The organism is Rhodovibrio sodomensis, from assembly GCF_016583645.1.
Taxonomy (GTDB): domain Bacteria; phylum Pseudomonadota; class Alphaproteobacteria; order Kiloniellales; family Rhodovibrionaceae; genus Rhodovibrio; species Rhodovibrio sodomensis.
This window is the reverse complement of record NZ_NRRL01000024.1, coordinates 23,344-39,882: the sequence shown is the minus strand read 5'-3', so window position 1 is coordinate 39,882 and position 16,539 is coordinate 23,344. Positions and strand designations below refer to the sequence as shown.

14 protein-coding genes are annotated in these 16,539 nt (G+C 70.2%); 3 read left to right on the top strand and 11 right to left on the bottom strand.

All coding sequences use genetic code 11. From position 1 onward, the window contains the following. Positions 1-127: 127 nt before the first annotated feature. From CKO28_RS10885 to cysE, 7 genes are all read right to left on the bottom strand, one after another. Positions 128-1,579 (bottom strand): alpha/beta fold hydrolase, encoded by a 1,452-nt coding sequence (locus CKO28_RS10885; protein WP_200340802.1) that lies wholly within the window; start codon positions 1,577-1,579, stop codon positions 128-130. A gap of 124 nt (positions 1,580-1,703) precedes the next feature. Further along, the gene (locus CKO28_RS10880) at positions 1,704-2,426 is read right to left on the bottom strand and encodes a TenA family protein (protein ID WP_200340801.1); all 723 of its coding nucleotides are present in this window, start codon (positions 2,424-2,426) and stop codon (positions 1,704-1,706) included. A 133-nt stretch (positions 2,427-2,559) separates the two neighbouring features. Beyond that, the gene (locus tag CKO28_RS10875) at positions 2,560-2,889 is read right to left on the bottom strand and encodes a ferredoxin family 2Fe-2S iron-sulfur cluster binding protein (RefSeq protein WP_200340800.1); all 330 of its coding nucleotides are present in this window, start codon (positions 2,887-2,889) and stop codon (positions 2,560-2,562) included. A 290-nt stretch (positions 2,890-3,179) separates the two neighbouring features. Beyond that, on the bottom strand, positions 3,180-4,379 hold the full coding sequence (locus CKO28_RS10870; RefSeq protein ID WP_200340799.1) for a cysteine desulfurase family protein: 1,200 nt from the start codon (positions 4,377-4,379) through the stop codon (positions 3,180-3,182). Positions 4,380-4,706: 327 nt separating this feature from the next. Then, a complete protein-coding gene (locus tag CKO28_RS10865) occupies positions 4,707-5,819 on the bottom strand; it encodes a cysteine desulfurase family protein (RefSeq protein ID WP_200340798.1) in 1,113 nt (370 codons plus the stop codon). A gap of 15 nt (positions 5,820-5,834) precedes the next feature. Next, positions 5,835-6,305, bottom strand: a complete 471-nt coding sequence (locus CKO28_RS10860; protein ID WP_200340797.1) for an Rrf2 family transcriptional regulator — start codon at positions 6,303-6,305, stop codon at positions 5,835-5,837. Between the two features lie 236 nt (positions 6,306-6,541). Further along, entirely contained in the window at positions 6,542-7,306 is a 765-nt protein-coding gene (cysE, locus tag CKO28_RS10855; protein WP_200340796.1) for a serine O-acetyltransferase, read from the bottom strand. A 217-nt stretch (positions 7,307-7,523) separates the two neighbouring features. On the opposite strand from cysE, the gene CKO28_RS10850 reads away from it, so the two are divergent. After that, a complete protein-coding gene (locus CKO28_RS10850; protein ID WP_200340795.1) occupies positions 7,524-8,195 on the top strand; it encodes an alpha/beta hydrolase in 672 nt (223 codons plus the stop codon). A 104-nt stretch (positions 8,196-8,299) separates the two neighbouring features. On the opposite strand, the gene CKO28_RS10845 is transcribed toward CKO28_RS10850, so the two are convergent. Further along, positions 8,300-9,394 (bottom strand): anhydro-N-acetylmuramic acid kinase, encoded by a 1,095-nt coding sequence (locus CKO28_RS10845; RefSeq protein ID WP_207168799.1) that lies wholly within the window; start codon positions 9,392-9,394, stop codon positions 8,300-8,302. A gap of 166 nt (positions 9,395-9,560) precedes the next feature. On the opposite strand from CKO28_RS10845, the gene tyrS reads away from it, so the two are divergent. After that, a complete protein-coding gene (gene tyrS / locus CKO28_RS10840) occupies positions 9,561-10,820 on the top strand; it encodes a tyrosine--tRNA ligase (RefSeq protein WP_200340794.1) in 1,260 nt (419 codons plus the stop codon). A 905-nt stretch (positions 10,821-11,725) separates the two neighbouring features. On the opposite strand, the gene CKO28_RS10835 is transcribed toward tyrS, so the two are convergent. Continuing rightward, complete coding sequence (locus CKO28_RS10835; protein ID WP_200340793.1) at positions 11,726-13,411, bottom strand: methyl-accepting chemotaxis protein; 1,686 nt, start codon at positions 13,409-13,411, stop codon at positions 11,726-11,728. A 163-nt stretch (positions 13,412-13,574) separates the two neighbouring features. Then, complete coding sequence (locus CKO28_RS10830; RefSeq protein ID WP_242480488.1) at positions 13,575-14,195, bottom strand: hypothetical protein; 621 nt, start codon at positions 14,193-14,195, stop codon at positions 13,575-13,577. Positions 14,196-14,393: 198 nt separating this feature from the next. On the opposite strand from CKO28_RS10830, the gene CKO28_RS10825 reads away from it, so the two are divergent. After that, positions 14,394-15,584 carry a 3-phenylpropionate MFS transporter gene (locus CKO28_RS10825; protein ID WP_200340792.1) on the top strand — a complete coding sequence of 397 codons (1,191 nt, stop codon included), beginning with the start codon at positions 14,394-14,396 and terminating at the stop codon, positions 15,582-15,584. A gap of 246 nt (positions 15,585-15,830) precedes the next feature. On the opposite strand, the gene upp is transcribed toward CKO28_RS10825, so the two are convergent. Next, on the bottom strand, positions 15,831-16,478 hold the full coding sequence (gene upp / locus CKO28_RS10820; protein ID WP_200340791.1) for a uracil phosphoribosyltransferase: 648 nt from the start codon (positions 16,476-16,478) through the stop codon (positions 15,831-15,833). Between the last annotated feature and the right edge of the window lie 61 nt (positions 16,479-16,539).

The window sequence follows — 16,539 nt, the reverse complement described above, 5'->3', positions numbered from 1 at the left end:
CGGCCCAACGGCCATCGCCCACGCGCTTTCGGTTGGAACCGGGGCAAGTAGCCGTCTCTCCTCCTCTGGAAAGTCCCCTCTCCTCCACTGGGATGAGGGGTGAGTAAGGCGGAGGGGACCGGCGACCCTAAAGCCGGTTCAGCACCGCCGCCAGCCGGTCCAGCGGCGCGGGGTCGATATGGAGCGCCATCGGCGCGGTGAAGTGGCCGCGTCTGGGCGTGAACAGGTTGTGCTGCGGCACGCCCCAGCGGGTGGCGAGTGCGCGCGCGCCGTCGAACGGCATTACCGCATCCATCCGACCCAGGTGCATGACGATCCGGTCGGCCGGCATCACGGGCGCGCCGTGCGGCTCCAAAAGCGGGCGGAACCGGGTCAGGGCGTCGTGGTCCCAGCCGGCCGCGCGGACCGCCTGCAGGGCGCCCAGTCCCTTCGCCATCGCGCCCTCGAAGCCGACCTGCAGCATGTCGCCGCTGGTCATGCACAGGAACAGCGCATCCGGCCGCATCGCGGACGGCCAGTCGCGCGCGGCGGCCGCGGCCACCTGCGAATTGAGCGCGCCCAGGGACAGCCCGCCGATCGCGACCGGCCCGGCCGAGGTCGCGCGCGCCCAGGCGACCAGCTGGGCGACCTCCGCCACCCAGGCCTGCACCAGGTCGAGCCAACCCAGCGGGGCGTGCGCCAGCGCCGGCTCGCCGCCCCAGAAGCCGGCGGCCATCCGGCTGCCGTGCCACGGTCCCTCCGGCCGGACCACCCGGACGGCGTGCCGGCGCGCCATTTCCAGCACGGTGTCGCGCTGGGCGACCAGCATTTCCGGCTCCATGCCGATGCCGTGCAGATGGATGAACGTGGGCGGATCCGGCCGGTCCATCGGCTCCACCACCCGGGCGCGTACCCGGTCGCCCGCGGGAAAGTCGCGCACGCCCGCCATCGGCGCCGGCCAGTCGATCCAGCTGACCGGGCCGTCCGGCCCCGGGACGCGATGGCTGTGCCGCACGATTGGCGTTTCCGGCGCCGGAAACGCGCCCACGTCGCCGTCGGCGCGGGCGCCGTGGGCGGCCACGACCGCGCGCGCGTCACGAATGTCGAACGCCACCGCCGGCAACCGGCCGCGCCGGTGGATCGGCACCACCCAGGCACGCTGGGCCATCAGCCGCTGGGCGGCGCGTTCGCGGCGGCGTTCGCCCGCCACCAGCTGCGCATCCGCTGGCGGCCGGGCGGCATGGAACGCGGCTTCCCAGTCGGCCACGGCGTCGCGGTAGGCCCGTTCGGCCGGCGGCAGCGCCGCGGCGAGCTTGGTGAGCAGCGCCTCCTTGGGCGCCCGCACGCCGCAGCGCCCAAGCTCCGCGCGCAGGGCGTCGACGTCGCCGTCCGCCCAGCGCGCCGCCGCCCAGCCGCGCGACAGCGGGAAATAGGTCTTGGTCACCCACTTCAGCAGAAACCGGTCGAACCAGGGCCGCAGCGTGTAGGGGGCCAGCGCCCCGTCCAGCCAGACCTTGCGCTTGGGCGCGGGGAGCGTGGCATGCCGCGCGGCGCTGGCGGGACGGTCGGCCGACCGGGTGGAGGTGTGGGATTCGGGCATTTGGGCTGCGGTCTTAACACGCACGCGGGATGCGACGCCTATGCCCTGGAGATAGCCATGCGGCCGGCAAAAGGCCAGCGCGGCCCGACCGGGCAAAGATCAGGCAGCCGGGCGCGAGCTTGCCCTAGGTTTCCCGGTGCAGCCCCATGTCCCAGAAGCCGATCTCAAGCCGCGTCGCCTGGTCGAAGATCCGGCACAGCTCCGCCCAGCGCGGGCTCTGCGTGACGTCGCCGCCGATCCGGGCCTGCGCGATCCGATCGAGCTGGGCGCAGGCACCGCGGCCAACCTCCTGGAACGCGTCGCCGGAATAAAGCTCCAGCCACTCCCGGTACGGGTTCCCGTCCCACACCGTGTCCGGATCGGCCGCCAGGCGCGCGCCGATCTCGGCGTAGCCGATCACACAGGGCGCCAGCGCGGTCAGCAGGTCGAGCAGATCGCCCGCCAGCCCGGTTTCCAGCACAAACCGGGTATAGGCCATGTTGGCGCGCGCTTCCGGCGTGGCCGCCATCGCGTCCTCGGAGATGCCCCAGCCAGCGCAGGTCTCCACGTGCAGCTGCAGTTCCTGGTTGATCAGCGCGTCGACCGTCTGGGAAGCGGCGCGCATTTCCCGCAGGTCGCTGGCCTTATAGGCGGCCAGGGCCCAGGCGCGCGCGAACTGGCGCAGGAACAGATAGTCCTGGATCAGGAAGTGCTTGTAGCTGGCCGTCGCCAACGTCCCGTCCGCCAGCCGGCGGACGAAGGCGTGGTTGACGTAGGCGGCCCAGTCGTCCGCGCAGGCCCGCCGCAACGCCGCCGCGACGCTGTTCGCGGCGATCGGGCCTGGGGCGTTCGCGTGCGGATCGGCCATTGCGCTGCTCCTGAACCCGGCTAGAGCAAAATCGATGGAGGTCGAGGCGACCTGCATCGTGAATTTTACTCTAACTGCTTGGAGAGAGAGCAAGATTCAGTTGAAAGGTGGCTTCACCTTTCAGCATCTTGCTTTAGTCCATCCAGTTGGTGACCTGCTCCGGCAGCTGCACGACCAGACCGTCGAGCTCCTCGCGCATCACGATCTGGCAGCCCAACCGGGAGGTCTTTGTCAGACCGAAGGCGAGGTCGAGCATGTCCTCCTCGTCCTCGGTCGGCTCGTCCAGCTTCTTGAACCACTTTTTTTCGACGATGACGTGGCAGGTCGAGCAGGCGAGCGCGCCCTCGCAGGCCCCTTCCATATCGATGCCGTTGCGGTGCGCGATCTCCAGCACCGACAGGCCCACCGGCGCATCGACCACCTTGTGGTTCCCGTCCTTCTCGATGAAGGTCATCTTCGGCATGGCGGTATTCGACCTCGTTGTCTCGTCGTCTTGTTTCGCGGTTGCGGGTGGTGCGGCGGGCCGTCCTGCGACCGGCGGCCCGGGCGTCGGCACCCAGGCTCACGACCAGTCTTGGACCGGCGCGGCTTGAGCCACCGCGCTGTCTAGCCGACCGCCCCACCCGTCTGCCAGAGGCGATTTCGCATCCAGCCGACCGGCGTGTCGCATGCCTGGGATAAAGCGGCGCGGCATCGGCGGCGTCGCCCGCGGGCAGGACCGCGAGCGCCGTGCACCCGTGCGGCGAAGCGTTCCTAGCCCGCCGTCGTGTCCGCCAGCTGTCCGGCCCCCTCGGCGCGCAGGCGCGCGGCGGTGCGGCCGATCGCCTCGGCGGCCCGGTCGACCTCCGCCCGCGTCGTCATCCGCCCCAGGCCGAGCCGGATCGACGCCGCCGCGTCGCGGTCGCCGAGCCCCAGCGCGCTCAGGACGTACGACGGCTCGACCGAGGTACTGGAGCAGGCGGAGGCGGTGGAGTACGCCACCCCCGGCGTGGCGGCGATCAGCGTCTCCGCGTCCAGCCCCGGCACGCTGACGTTCAGGTTGCCGGGCAGCCGCGCTTCCCAGTTGCCGTTGACGTAGGCATCCGGGACGTGCCCGCGCAACCCGTCCCACAACCGCTGGCGCAGCGCGCCGAGGCGCTCGGCCTCCGCCGTCATCTCGGCGTTCGCCAGGCGACACGCCTCGCCCAGCCCGACCACCAGCGGCGCCGGCACGGTGCCGGAGCGCAGCGTGCGCTCCTGACCGCCGCCGTCCAGCAGCGGGGCGATCCGCGCGCGCGGCCGGCGGCGCACGTAAAGCGCGCCGATTCCCTTCGGCCCGTACAGCTTGTGGCCGGACAGGCTCAGCAGGTCGATCGCCATTTCGTTGACGTCGACCGGGACCTTGCCGACCGCCTGCGCGGCGTCGCTGTGGAACAGGACGCGCTTGTCGCGGCACAGCCGACCGATCTCGGCCAGCGGCTGCAGCACCCCGATCTCGTTGTTCGCCGCCATCACGGAGACGATCGCCGTGTCGTCCCGGATCGCCGCGGCCAGCCGGTCCAGATCGACCCGCCCGTCCGGCTCGACCGGCAGGATCTCGACCTCGAACCCGTCCTTCTGCAGCGCCTTCGCGCTTTCCAGCACGCACTTGTGCTCGGTCGCCACGGTGACGACATGGCGCTTGCCCATCGGCCCGTGGAAGCGCGCGGCGCCCTTGATCGCGGTGTTGTTGCTCTCGGTCGCGCCGGAGGTGAACACGATCTCCCGCGGCTCCGCGCCGATCAGCCGCGCGACCTCCGCGCGCGCCGCCTCGACCGCGTCCTCGGCCTCCCGGCCGTAGCTGTGGTGGACGCTGTGCGGATTGCCGAAGGCCTGCGTGAAGTACGGCCACATCGCCTCCGCCACGCGCGGATCGACCGGCGTGGTCGCCTGGTAGTCCAGGTAGATCGGACGTGCCTGCTCGGCCTCCGTCATGGTCTCGCTGCACTCCTTGACCGCGTCAAACCGGGGATTGGCCGCTGGGCATCACACGGTGAAACTAAGCGTTCTGACCGCAATTCCAACCGACCCGGGCGGTCCGGCAGGTGCCGCGGCCGGGGTTGCCGCCGGAAGGGCTGCCGCCGGGACGGTCTCGGCCGGCGCTGGTGATTGGGGCGCGGGCGCTTCGGCAGCCGTCAGCGCCCTCCTGAGGCGCTTTACTTGGTAAAGCGCCTCAGGAGGTTTTCGGTTCTTCAATAAGATAAGGCCGTCTTCCGCGGTCGGAGCGGCCGAATGGGGACTGGCGTGGCCTGCAAGCACCCTCTATGCCGCGTCGGCAGCCAGGCCGTGCTTGCGCACCAGCCTGGCCCAGGCATCGAGGAACGCGTCGACGTCTGCCGCCGCGCTGGTCCAGCCGAGCGAGACGCGGATCGCGCTTTCGGCGTCGGCCTCCGCCACGCCCATGGCGCGCAGGACGTGGCTGGCGTGAACCTTGCCGGACGAGCAGGCGGCGCCGGAGGAGACCGCCACCCCGGCGAGATCGAGGGCCATCACCTGCGTTTCCGCCCGCACGCCCGGCAGGCCCAGGCAGCTGGTATTGGGCAGGCGCGGCGCGGGCGCGCCGTGGATCTGGACCTGCGGGCACAGCGCGCGCGCTTGCGCCTCCAGCCGGTCGCGCCAAGCGGCGAGGCCGGCGATCCGGTCCAGGTCCGCCTGCGCGGCCGCCGCCGCCGCCCCGAAGCCGGCGATCGCGGGGACGTTCTCGGTGCCGGCGCGCTGCTTGCGCTCCTGCCCGCCGCCGGTGACGAGCGGCGTGAGCGGCCGGCCGTCCAGCACCGCGAGCGCGCCCGCGCCTTGCGGACCGCCCAGCTTGTGCCCGGACACGGTGAGCAGATCGACGCCCAGCGCCTGCGCGTCGACGGCGATCTTCCCCGGCGCCTGTACGGCGTCGCAGTGCACCCGGGCGCCGTGCTTGCGGGCGATCTCGACCACGCGGTCGACCGGGTTGATCGCGCCGGTCTCGTTGTTGGCCAGCATGACCGACACCAGCGCCGGCCGGCGGTCCGCGGCCAGCGCAGCGTCCAGCGCGTCCAGGTCGACCGTCCCGGCCGGGGTGAGCTCAATCGTCTCGGCGTCGGCGCGCGCCTGCAACACGGCCTCGTGCTCCCCGGCGGACACCAGCGTGCGCGCCTGGCCGTGGCCGCGCAGCGCGGTGTTGTTGGCTTCCGTGCCGCCGCTGGTGAAGACCAGGTCGCCCGGCCGCACCCCGATCAGGCCGGCGACCGCTTCGCGCGCATCCTCGACCCGGCGGCGCGCATCGCGGCCGTAGCGGTGCACGGAGGAAGCGTTGCCGACCTGGTTCAACGCCGCGGTCATCGCCGCCAGGGCTTCCGGACGGACCGGCGCGGTCGCGTTATGGTCGAGGTAGACCGGCATTGCGGGGCGGACGCGCTACTGTTGGGCGGCCAGCGGACGCACGGCGTCTTCCGGCCGGGCCAACTGGTCGGCGGCGATCCGGCCGGCGACCACGTCGCCCAGCGAGACCGAGGCCAGGAACAGGTAGATCTGGTTGCCCAGCGCCTCCCACAGCTCGTGGGTCAGGCAGCGCTGGTTGTTGGAGCGACAGCCGAACGGCTGACCGGGCGTGCAGCGGGTGGTCTGGATCGGCTCGTCGACCGCCAGGATGATGTCGGCGATCCTGGTGTCGTCGGCGCCGTGCGCCAGCAGGTAGCCGCCGCCCGGCCCGCGCACGCTGCGCACCAGCCCACCCCGGCGCAGCTTGGCGAACAACTGCTCCAGGTAGGATAGCGAGATTTCCTGCCGCTCGGCGATATCGGCCAGCGCGATCGGCTTGCCGCCGCTCTGTCCCGCCAGGTCGCACATCGCCATCACGGCGTAGCGACCCTTGGCACTCAACTTCATGTCGTTCGGTCTCCGTTTCGCGCACGTGTACCCGTACCGCTGACGCCCAGGCCAGCGGAAGCGATCCCGCGCGTCGCAGCGCTTGGGCCACAGCAGGGCCCAAGGATAAACCCACACGACGTAGGGTCTCTAGAGCAAAATCATCGAGGCGCGCCCACACACCCGCAACTGCGCGTGGCGGCTGCGTTCGACCCAGACTGACCGGGCAGTGACCCCGCCCGGTCAGGCGGCCTGCGCTAGCACTTGCCGGTGATCCGGTCCGGCTGCTCGCTTGCCTGCTCGTCCTGGTCCTCGACGCCGGAAACCCGCTGCTGCTGCGCTTCCGCCTGGCTTTCCAGCTCGTTCACCCGGGCGCGCAAGCCGTGCACTTCCTGCAACAGGCCGTCGATCGCACGGGCGACCGGGTCGGGCAGTTCGCCGGTCGGCGTGCCATAGGCGACGAACTTTTCTTCCGACGCCGACGCGCCGTGCACCTGCACGGGCTTGGCCGGAATGCCGACCATCGTCTGGCCGGCGCCGACGTCCTTGGCGACCACCGCGTTGGCGCCGATCCGGGCGTTTTCGCCGACCCGCACCGGACCCAACACCTGCGCGCCGGAGCCCACGATCACCCCGTTGCCCAGGGTTGGGTGGCGCTTCTGCTCGCGCTGGGAATCGCTGTCCTCGCTGGGCGACACGCCGCCCAGGGTAACGCCGTGGTACAGGGTGACGTTGTCGCCCATCTCGGACGTCTCGCCGATCACCACACCCATGCCGTGATCAATGAACAGGTTGCGCCCGATCTTCGCACCCGGGTGGATCTCGATCCCAGTCAGCATCCGGCCGAGGTGCGAGATGAACCGCGCCGGCAGACGCAAACCGCTGCGCCACAGCCAGTTCGCCAGCCGGTAGGCGACCAGGACCTGGAATCCGGGATAGCAGAGCACCACTTCCAGGCGGGAGCGCGCGGCTGGGTCGCGCGCCATCATCCCGTCGACTTCGTCCCGCAGAGACTTGAACATGGCTTTGACCGTCGTGCTATTTTCCCCGCCCTCGCGCCGGAGTCGCGGTGACAACGCGGACCAGCCGGCACGGCTCGCCGGAATCGACGGGTTTCGACGGATATAATATGCCCCGCCGGGGCGATCAAGCGCGCCACCCGCGCGGCCTGGGCCCGGCCCCGCACGCCGCGCGGCCGTTCGCTTCGACGTGTCGCGAAGACACAGGATTGGGAGCTCGATGCCTGACGTTATCTTTCCCGGCCCCGAAGGCCGCCTGGAGGGCCGCTACCAGCACGGCCGCGGGGAAAAGCCGCCGATCGCGCTGATGATGCATCCGCATCCCCAGCACGGCGGCACAATGAACAACAAGGTCGTCTACAACATCTACCAGACGTTCGCGCGGCAAGGCTTCTCGGTACTGCGCTTCAACTTCCGCGGCGTCGGGCGCAGCCAGGGCGAGTTCGACCGCGGCGAGGGCGAGTTGTCGGACGCGGCGAGCGCGCTCGATTGGCTGCAGACCTACAACCCGGGCTCGAGCAGCTGCTGGATCGCCGGCTTCTCGTTCGGCGCGTGGATCGGCATGCAGCTCTTGATGCGCCGGCCGGAGATCAACGGCTTCATCTCGGTGGCGCCGCCGGCCAACATGTTCGACTTCACCTTCCTGGCGCCCTGCCCCGCCTCGGGCCTGATCCTGCAGGGCGACAAGGACGACGTGGTGCCCGAACCCTCGGTGCAGAAGCTGGTCAACAAGCTCAGCCAGCAGCGCGACATCACGGTGGATTACCGGATCGTCCAGGCCGCGAACCACTTCTTCACCCACAAGCTCGACGAGCTGAACGAGAACATCGCGGATTACCTTCAGTCCAACGTCCCCGAACTCGCCGACACCGCCGCCGACCCGGCGGATTAGTGCACCGACGATGAAAGCTGAACCGGCCTTCATCGTGCACTCTGCTGTAACAGCCTGAAGACAGGGCAAGATGCTGAAAGGTGTTTCTACCTTTCAGCTCTTGGCTAACGGGCGTTTCGAGCGGCGTATAGCTTGCCGCCGGGCATCTCGTTCGGCACGCCGGTCGTGGTCGGGCCGGACAGCGGCAGGCCCTGCAACGAGCGGACGGCGAGATAGGCGAACGCCTGCGCTTCCAGCGCGTCGCCGTCCCAACCGACCGCCTCCACCGGTTCTACCGGCGCGTCCAGGCGCGCGGCCAGCATGCGCATCAGCGTCGGGTTGTGCCGGCCGCCGCCGGTGACCAGCCAGCCCACCGGCCGCTCCGGCAGCTGGCCGCAGGCGCGTGCGACGCTCTCCGCGGTGAACGCCGCCAGGGTCGCCGCCGCGTCGGCGTCGGCCAGGTCGGCGACCGCCGCGCCGGTGAAGTCGTCGCGGTCGAGCGACTTGGGTGGCGCGCGGTCGAAGAAGGGATGCGCCAGCATCGCCGCCAGCGCCGCCCGGTCCACCTGCCCGGTCGCCGACAGTTCGCCGTCCCGGTCGTAGCCCCGGCCCGTGCGCGCCGCGACCAGGTCGTCCAGCAGCGCGTTCCCCGGCCCGGTGTCGAACGCCAGGATCTCGTGGAACCGCCGGCCCAGCCAAGTGACGTTGCCGACCCCGCCCAGGTTCAGAACCGCCAGCGGCCGGTCCAGCCCGGTCGCCCGGGCGCGGTGGTAATAGGGCGCGAACGGCGCGCCCTGCCCGCCCGCCGCCACGTCGGCCAGCCGGAAATCGCCGACCACGTCGATCCCGGTCTGCCGCGCCAGGCGGCCGGAATCGCCGATCTGCCGGGTCATCCGGATCGCCGGGTCGTGCGCCACCGTATGGCCGTGGAAGCCGATCGCCCGGACGGCCCGTACCGGCACGCCCGCCTTGGCCAGCAGGGCGTCGACCGCCGCGGCGTGCCGGTCGGTCAGCTCGCGTTCCACCGTATCCATGTCCCCGCGTCCGGCGATCGCATCGGCCAGCCGCTGCCGGAAGGCTTCCGGATAGGCGGCGGAGTGCCAGGCGCCCGCCCGCACGAACGTCTGGCCGTCGGTCTCCAGCAACGCGGCGTCGATGCCGTCGCGTGAGGTCCCGCTCATCAGGCCGAGCGCGAGGCGGCGGGGGGCGGTGTCGGGCATCGGCGAAGAACGATGGCTGTGGACAGCGTCGAAGGAGGCGGACGGCCCGCGCGCCCGGGGCCAACGCGGGCGAATTGGCAAGGTCGGGCGAGTGTGCTAACTGCGCCCCGCCGCCGCAACCATGCGCTTGACCCACCCAATTTACGACACGACGGACCGCATCGCCATGAGCCAGCCGCCCAAATCCGATTTCCTGAGGGTCGCGCAGGATCGCGGCTACCTGTACCAGACGACCGACTGGGACGGGCTGGACCGGGTGATGTCCGAAAGCGCGCCGGTGCCGGCCTACATCGGGTTCGACTGCACCGCACCCAGCCTGCACGTGGGCTCGCTGGTCTCGATCATGACGCTGCGCTGGCTGCAGAAGTGCGGCCACAAGCCGATCGTGCTGATGGGCGGCGGCACCACCAAGGTCGGCGATCCGTCGGGCAAGGACGAACAGCGCAAGCTGCTCACCGACGCGCAGATCCAGGACAACATGGCCGGGATCAAATCGATCTTCCGGCAGTTCCTGACGTTCGGCGACGGACCGACCGACGCGGTCATGGTCAACAACGACGACTGGCTGCGCGAGATCAACTACATCGCCTTCCTGCGCGACTATGGCCGGCACTTCTCGGTCAACCGGATGCTGAGCTTCGACAACGTGCGCCTGCGCCTGGAGCGCGAACAGCCGCTGACCTTCCTGGAATTCAACTACATGGTGCTCCAGGCCTACGACTTCCTGGAGCTGTACCGGAACTACGGCTGCCGGCTGCAGATGGGCGGCTCCGACCAGTGGGGCAACATCGTGGGCGGAGTCGAGCTGACCCGCCGGGTCGACGGCGCGGAGCTGTTCGGCATGACCACGCCGCTGTTGACCACCGCTTCCGGCGCCAAGATGGGCAAGACCGCGCAGGGCGCGATCTGGCTCAACGAGGCGGACTGCACGCACTACGACTACTACCAGTACTGGCGCAACACCGAGGACGCCGACGTCGGCCGCTTCCTGCGGCTGTTCACCGAGCTGGACGATGCCCGCATCCGGGAGTTGGAGGCGCTGCCGGGTGCGGAGATCAACGAAGCCAAGAAGATGCTGGCCTACGAGGCGACCAAGCTGTGCCGCGGCGAAGCGGCCGCCGACAGCGCGGCCGAGACCGCCCGGCAGGTGTTCGAGGAGAAGGCGCTGGGCCAGGATCTGCCGGTCATCGAGGTCGCCCGCGCGCGTCTGAGCGAGGGCGTGCCGCTGTTCGAGCTGCTGCGCGAGGCCGGCATGGCAGCGAGCGGCGGCGAGGCCCGGCGCCTGATCAAGGCCGGCGGCGCGCGGGTCAACGACGCCAAGGTCGCCGACCAGAACCACACCGTGACCCTCGCGGACGTGAGCGACGAGGGCGTGGTCAAGGTCTCCGCCGGCAAGAAGCGCCACGCGCTGGTCAAGCCGGTTTAGATCATCCGGTCTCAGGGACGCTGCAACTCGTTCACGCAGAAACGCACTTCCGCAGCGAGGTGCCGCCGTTCGCGATTGGCGTCGACCAACCGGCCGACCTATAGGCTCAGGCCGGCCAGACTGATTACACCCGGAACCGCGCTGGCCCAAAACCAGAACGCCGTAAACACATCGTGGCCAAGCCAAAACTCAAGCAGCACGCGCCAGAACGCAAGAGCCGCCCCGAAGAGAGTAAAAGCCGAAATACCAAGCGCGAGGCTGGCATACCCAACCTTCCGCTTCGCACACTTGTGATCGCGCTCCAGTTCCGGGAGATGAGATTGGATAATAGCCCGGCGGAGATACCGACCGGACGCTGTGCCCGGGGACGGCAAGGAATGCGGCAGAGGCAAACGTTTTTAGTCCGCCGATGACACGGCTGTCAGGTCCCTTAAACGCGAGAGGTCCCGTTCCGTTTGGCGCTGCAGCCTAAGAGTCTGGGCGATGAGTTGAGCGCCGTAGACAGCCCTTTCGACAGCAACCAGCAAGATTGCTAGTAGGGCGATCAGGCCGAGCGCAGACCAATCGAAACGGGCGCTTAAGACCTCGGACACCAAAAACCCGGCGCCGGCACCCAGCCCGCACAACACGATCGCACGCAAGCCAGAGGAGGGCGGAGCCTCCATCTCCCGGTAAATCTGGGGGTCCATTTGGTGAGGTCTGTGCCCCGGGTCCGTGTGCGGGAAGGCATTCTCCGACCGCCGCGGCACATTAGGGTCCCTTGGGCCTTTAGATGCGCCGAACGCATTTAGCGATGCGCTAGCGCGAACCACTCGTTTACGCTGATCTCTTACGCGAGCGCCCATCGGCACCACGGTCCCTTTTCAACTCTCGTACCGCAGTATATGGGCTCGGGCGCGATATTGTCACGCCGCCCGTATCCCGGTCAGGAAGCCGTCGAGCTCCTGACGCAGGGTGTCGGTTTCGCGCGACAGCTCGGTCGTCGCGGCGGAGACGTCCTGGGCGCTCTGGCCGTTGGTCGCGGCGGCGTCGCTGACCTGGGAGATGGTGCGCGAGACCTCGCTAGCCCCGGTCGCCGCCTGCTCGACGTTGCGTGCGATCTCGGCGGTCGCGGCTTGCTGCTCCTCCACCGCGGACGCGACCGCCGTGGTGATCTCGTTGATCTCGCCGACCCGGCCGATGATCCGCTCGAGCGCCTCGACCGCGGAGCCGGTGGCGGTCTGCATCGACTGGATCTGGCTGCCGATGTCGCCGGTCGCCTTGGCGGTCTGGTTGGCCAGCTGCTTGACCTCCTGCGCGACCACGGCGAACCCCTTGCCGGCCTCGCCGGCCCGCGCCGCCTCGATCGTGGCGTTGAGGGCCAGCAGGTTGGTCTTCTCCGCGATCTCGTTGATCAGGCCGACCACCTCGCTGATCTCCTGCGCGCGGCTGTTCAGCGCCTGGACGACTTCGTTGGCCTGCCCGGCCTCGGTGCTGGTCTTACCGGCGATCTCGCTCGACTGACCCATCTGGCGTGAAATCTCCTCGATCGAGGAGGCGAGCTGCTCGGAGGCGCTTGCCACCGCGTCGACGTTGCTCGATGCCTGGTCGGCGGTGCTGGCGGCATCGGTCGCCTGGCGCTCGGTCTCCTCGGCCAGGCTGGACAGCGAGTTCGCGGTCTGGGCCAGCTGATCCGTCGAATTGGAGACCCGCTGCACCAACGCGCCGACCGCCTGCTCGAAGTTGCCGGACAGCTGCTCCACCCGCTGCGCGCGCTGGGCCCTCTGCTCCTGCTCCTCGGCGGTCCTGCGGGCGAGCTGTTCGGCCTTCTCCATCGACTCCTTGAACACCTGCACGGCCTTGGCCATGCCGCCGAACTCGTCCGCCCGGTCGGTATCCGGGATCGCGGTGTCGCGGTCGCCGTTCGCCAGGTTGGTCATCGCCTGGGTCATCCGCCCGAGCGGGCGGCCGATCAGGCGGGTGAGCGCGATGCCGAACGCGATCGCGGCCCCCAGCAGCGCCAGCGTGCCGCCGGCCGTGACCGCGAACACCCGCGCGAAGGCCGCGTCCTGGGCGGCGCTGCGGGCGTCCATGCGCGCCGCGCCGGCCTGGCGCAGCTCGTTCTCGATCCGGGCGAAGGTCTGCAGCGCCTCGGCGCCGCTGCCGGTCGCCTCCATCGCGCGGGCCTGCGGCACGGTGTCCGGATGCTGCATCAGCCGGATTTGCGGCTCGGCGACCTCGGACACCCAGCGCGTCACGGCCGCGTCCATCTCGTCCACCCGGCCGGCGTAGTCCGTGCCCGCGAGGCTGGCGCGCAGCCTGTCGATCCATTCGGCGTAGGCGTTCGTGCCGGTTTCGTAGCTGCTCAACTTCCCGGAATCGCCGCTGATCAGGAACCCGCGGATGCCGTTCTGCTGGTCGCGAACCGCCGCCTCGACGTGGTCCAGGGCGGTCATCATGCGGCTGGTTTGCGCGGCTTCCTGGCGGGCGGTATCGGCGCCCGAAATCTGCAGCATGATGAAGCCCATCACGCCGATGCTGAGGATCAGCAGCAGGCCGAAGGACAACAGGATCTTTCGGGAGACGCTTTGGTTCTGGATACGCGCGATCATGGCTTTTGGGCTCCGGTCGCTCGGCGGGGACGGGAAAACACGCGATGCGGGCAGCACGCAGGCGGCTCAAAACGGCCTGCCCGACGGCTGACCCCCGCCCTCGGGTCTTCATGCGAGGGCAGGATTCACGGCGGGAGGTGGGCCTACCCTCGGCGCTCTGGGGTTAGCTGCCCGAGGTCAGGGCGATCAGGTCGAGGTCGAATTCGGCCGTGATCGCCCCGATCGGCTCGCCGGTCTTGGGATCGGTGATGGTCAGGCTGACCTGCTGCGCGCGCCGGCCGCTGTCCTTCACCTCGACCGCGCCGAAGTGCACCGCCCGGGCGCCGCGGCCGAAGCTCTGCTGGAACTTGGCTTCGTCGCCCTGCCAGTAGTCGCTGGTGACGGCGCTCTGCCCGACGTTGAGGCCGTGCCGGCTCATCACGAACGCCTCGATCAGCTCACCGCCGCTGTCCGCCTGATGGCGCAGCAGCAGCGACGACAGCGGCGCGCCCAGGATCTCGGCGATCAACGGCTTTTGCGCGCTGTTCGTCTGGGCGCGCCAGTCCTGGTCCAGCCGCTCGATCTCGGCCTGGGTCAGGGCGGCGTGCTTCTGGTTCCAGGCGCGCAGGGTGATCAGGACCGTCGGATCCTGGCTCCAGGCGCGCACCTGCTCGACGTAACTGGGCGGAACCTGGTCCGCCGCGGCGGCGGGACCGGCAATTGCGGCTGCGCCCAGCGAACCGGCCAAGCAACCGGCCAGAAGGGCGGCGGCACCGGCGCGCAGCCGGGACGTCAGATCAAACATGCGATGTCTCCTTAGCCCGCGTCCGAGTGCCCATCCCGCCCTGCCCGGCCGGGGGACGCAGCGATGGTCCGAAGTACACGCGCGAAAAGTTAATGTTTTGCTTAGAAACACCTTTGGTTTGGGCAACGCGCCGCCCGGGCACCGCTCGCACGCGCCCGCGTTGACCGGCGGGACCGGGCGCCCGATGGTGCGCGCGCCATGACCGCCCGTCCGCTGATTCCCGAGCCCGCCCGCCTGCGCGCCGCCATGCCGTTCGCGCTGTTCTACGGCGCGGTGTTCGTGACGCTGGGCGTGTACCTGCCGTTCTGGCCGGTGTTCCTGGAAAGCCGGGAGCTGAGCGGGGCGGAAATCGGCACGGTGCTGGCGCTCGGCACCTGGATGAAGACGGCGATCAACCCCCTGGCCGGCCAGCTGGCCGACCGTACCGGCCGGCGGCGCACGGTGCTGGCGGCCCTGGCGCTGACGGCGCTGGTCGCGGGCGCGCTGTTCACCCAAGTGGCCGGCTTCTGGGCGGTGCTGGCGGTGCACCTGCTGCTGTTCCCGACCTTCCACGCCACCATCCCGATCGGCGAGAGCCAGACCATGGCGGCGGTCGCCGAGCGCGGCTTCGACTACGGCCGGCTGCGGCTGTGGGGCTCGCTCGCCTTCATCCTGGGCGTGCTGGGCGTGGGCGACCTGCTGACCCGGCTCGACCCGGATGCCGTGCTGTACGGCGTGATGGCGGGCCTGGTGCTGGTGGTGCTGGCCGCCCGCGGGCTGCCGCCGGTCGCGCGCCCGCGCGACCGGACCAGCCGCGCGCCGCTGTCCGCGCTGCTGGGCCAGCGGCGGTTCCTGCTGTTTCTGGCGATCGGCTCGCTCTTACAGGCAAGTCACGCGGTCTACTACGGCTTTTCCGCCGTGCACTGGCAGGCCGCCGGGTTGAGCCCGGCTACCGTCGGCTGGCTGTGGTCGGAAGGGGTGGTCGCGGAAGTGCTGCTGTTCGCCGCCGGCGCCGCCCTGCTCGCCCGGCTGGGCCCGGTCGGCCTGCTGGCGCTGGCCGCAGCGGCCGGCGTGCTGCGCTGGGGCCTGCTCGCCTGGACCACGGAGCTGGCGCCGCTGATCGCGGTGCAGGCGCTGCACGCGTTTACCTTCGGGGCGGCGCATCTGGGCGCGATGCACTACATCGCCCGCAGCGCGCCGCCCGGGCTGCAGGCGACCGCGCAGGGCGTTTACGCCGGCACCTCCGGCGGGATCGTGATGGGCGCAACCATGCTGGGCGCGGGCTGGCTGTACGACGTGACCGGCGGCGGCGCGTTCCTGGCGATGGCGGCGATGAGTGCCGCGGCCGGCGCGCTCGCCTGGCCGCTGCTGCGCGCCGAACGCCGGCGGCCGACGGGTGGGGTTGGTTAGAGCAAGATGAAGGTGGATTCGACCTCCATCGATTTTGCTCGAGCACGGGCGCGGCGGCCGGTCACCTCTCCGCCGCTGGGAGGAGCGGGTCAGGGTGAGGAGGTTCAAACGGTCGTGCAGTTCCGAGGCGTCCCAAGCTTCGGCGGCTCTGCAGAGCCACCTGACCCTGTCCCTCTCCCCCTACAGGCTGAGAGGGGACCCGCCGCGGCGCCCTGCCAACCCCCGAATAGGGGCGCGTAAGGCGCCCTAAGCCGTGCCGTAGATGCGGTCGCCGGCGTCGCCCAGGCCGGGGACGATGAAGCCGTCGTCGTTCAGCCGCTCGTCCAGGGCGGCGGCGAAGATCGGGACGTCGTCGTGCGCGTCCTTCAGCACCTCGACCCCCTCGGGCGCGGCCAGCAGGCACAGGAACTTGATGTTGGCCGCCCCGCGCTGCTTCAGTTTGGTGACCGCGGCGGCGGCGGTGTGGCCGGTCGCCAGCATGGGGTCGCAGACGATCGTCAGCCGGTCCTCCAGCAGCTCTGGCACCTTGAAGTAGTATTCGACCGGCCGCAGTGTCTCCGGATCGCGGTACAGGCCGACGTGGCCGACCCGGGCGTGCGGGATCAGGTCCAGCATGCCCTCCAGGATGCCGTTGCCCGCGCGCAGGATCGACACCAGGCACAGCTTGCGCCCGGCGACCTCGGGCGCGTTCATCGGCGCGACCGGCGTATCGATCGCCACCGTGTCGAGGGGGATGTCGCGGGTCACCTCGTAGGCCAGCAGCAGCGACAGTTCGCGCGCCAAGCGGCGGAATTCCGGGGTCGGCGTCTCCCTGCGGCGCATCTGCGTCAGCTTGTGCTGGACCAGGGGATGCTCGACGACGGTGATGTCGCGGCCGGCAACGATGTCGGGCATGGCGCGCACCTTACTAAACGGACCAACGGGCGGGCACGGCGGCGACCCACGTCGGCGGTCG

What these genes read in the sequence shown, in the direction of transcription:
- CKO28_RS10885 (WP_200340802.1), bottom strand. Translation starts at nt 1,579, where the DNA reads ATGCCCGAATCCCACACCTCCACCCGGTCGGCCGACCGTCCCGCCAGC.
- CKO28_RS10880 (WP_200340801.1), bottom strand. Translation starts at nt 2,426, where the DNA reads ATGGCCGATCCGCACGCGAACGCCCCAGGCCCGATCGCCGCGAACAGC.
- CKO28_RS10875 (WP_200340800.1), bottom strand. Translation starts at nt 2,889, where the DNA reads ATGCCGAAGATGACCTTCATCGAGAAGGACGGGAACCACAAGGTGGTC.
- CKO28_RS10870 (WP_200340799.1), bottom strand. Translation starts at nt 4,379, where the DNA reads ATGACGGAGGCCGAGCAGGCACGTCCGATCTACCTGGACTACCAGGCG.
- CKO28_RS10865 (WP_200340798.1), bottom strand. Translation starts at nt 5,819, where the DNA reads ATGCCGGTCTACCTCGACCATAACGCGACCGCGCCGGTCCGTCCGGAA.
- CKO28_RS10860 (WP_200340797.1), bottom strand. Translation starts at nt 6,305, where the DNA reads ATGAAGTTGAGTGCCAAGGGTCGCTACGCCGTGATGGCGATGTGCGAC.
- cysE (WP_200340796.1), bottom strand. Translation starts at nt 7,306, where the DNA reads ATGTTCAAGTCTCTGCGGGACGAAGTCGACGGGATGATGGCGCGCGAC.
- CKO28_RS10850 (WP_200340795.1), top strand. Translation starts at nt 7,524, where the DNA reads ATGCCTGACGTTATCTTTCCCGGCCCCGAAGGCCGCCTGGAGGGCCGC.
- CKO28_RS10845 (WP_207168799.1), bottom strand. Translation starts at nt 9,394, where the DNA reads ATGCCCGACACCGCCCCCCGCCGCCTCGCGCTCGGCCTGATGAGCGGG.
- tyrS (WP_200340794.1), top strand. Translation starts at nt 9,561, where the DNA reads ATGAGCCAGCCGCCCAAATCCGATTTCCTGAGGGTCGCGCAGGATCGC.
- CKO28_RS10835 (WP_200340793.1), bottom strand. Translation starts at nt 13,411, where the DNA reads ATGATCGCGCGTATCCAGAACCAAAGCGTCTCCCGAAAGATCCTGTTG.
- CKO28_RS10830 (WP_242480488.1), bottom strand. Translation starts at nt 14,195, where the DNA reads ATGTTTGATCTGACGTCCCGGCTGCGCGCCGGTGCCGCCGCCCTTCTG.
- CKO28_RS10825 (WP_200340792.1), top strand. Translation starts at nt 14,394, where the DNA reads ATGACCGCCCGTCCGCTGATTCCCGAGCCCGCCCGCCTGCGCGCCGCC.
- upp (WP_200340791.1), bottom strand. Translation starts at nt 16,478, where the DNA reads ATGCCCGACATCGTTGCCGGCCGCGACATCACCGTCGTCGAGCATCCC.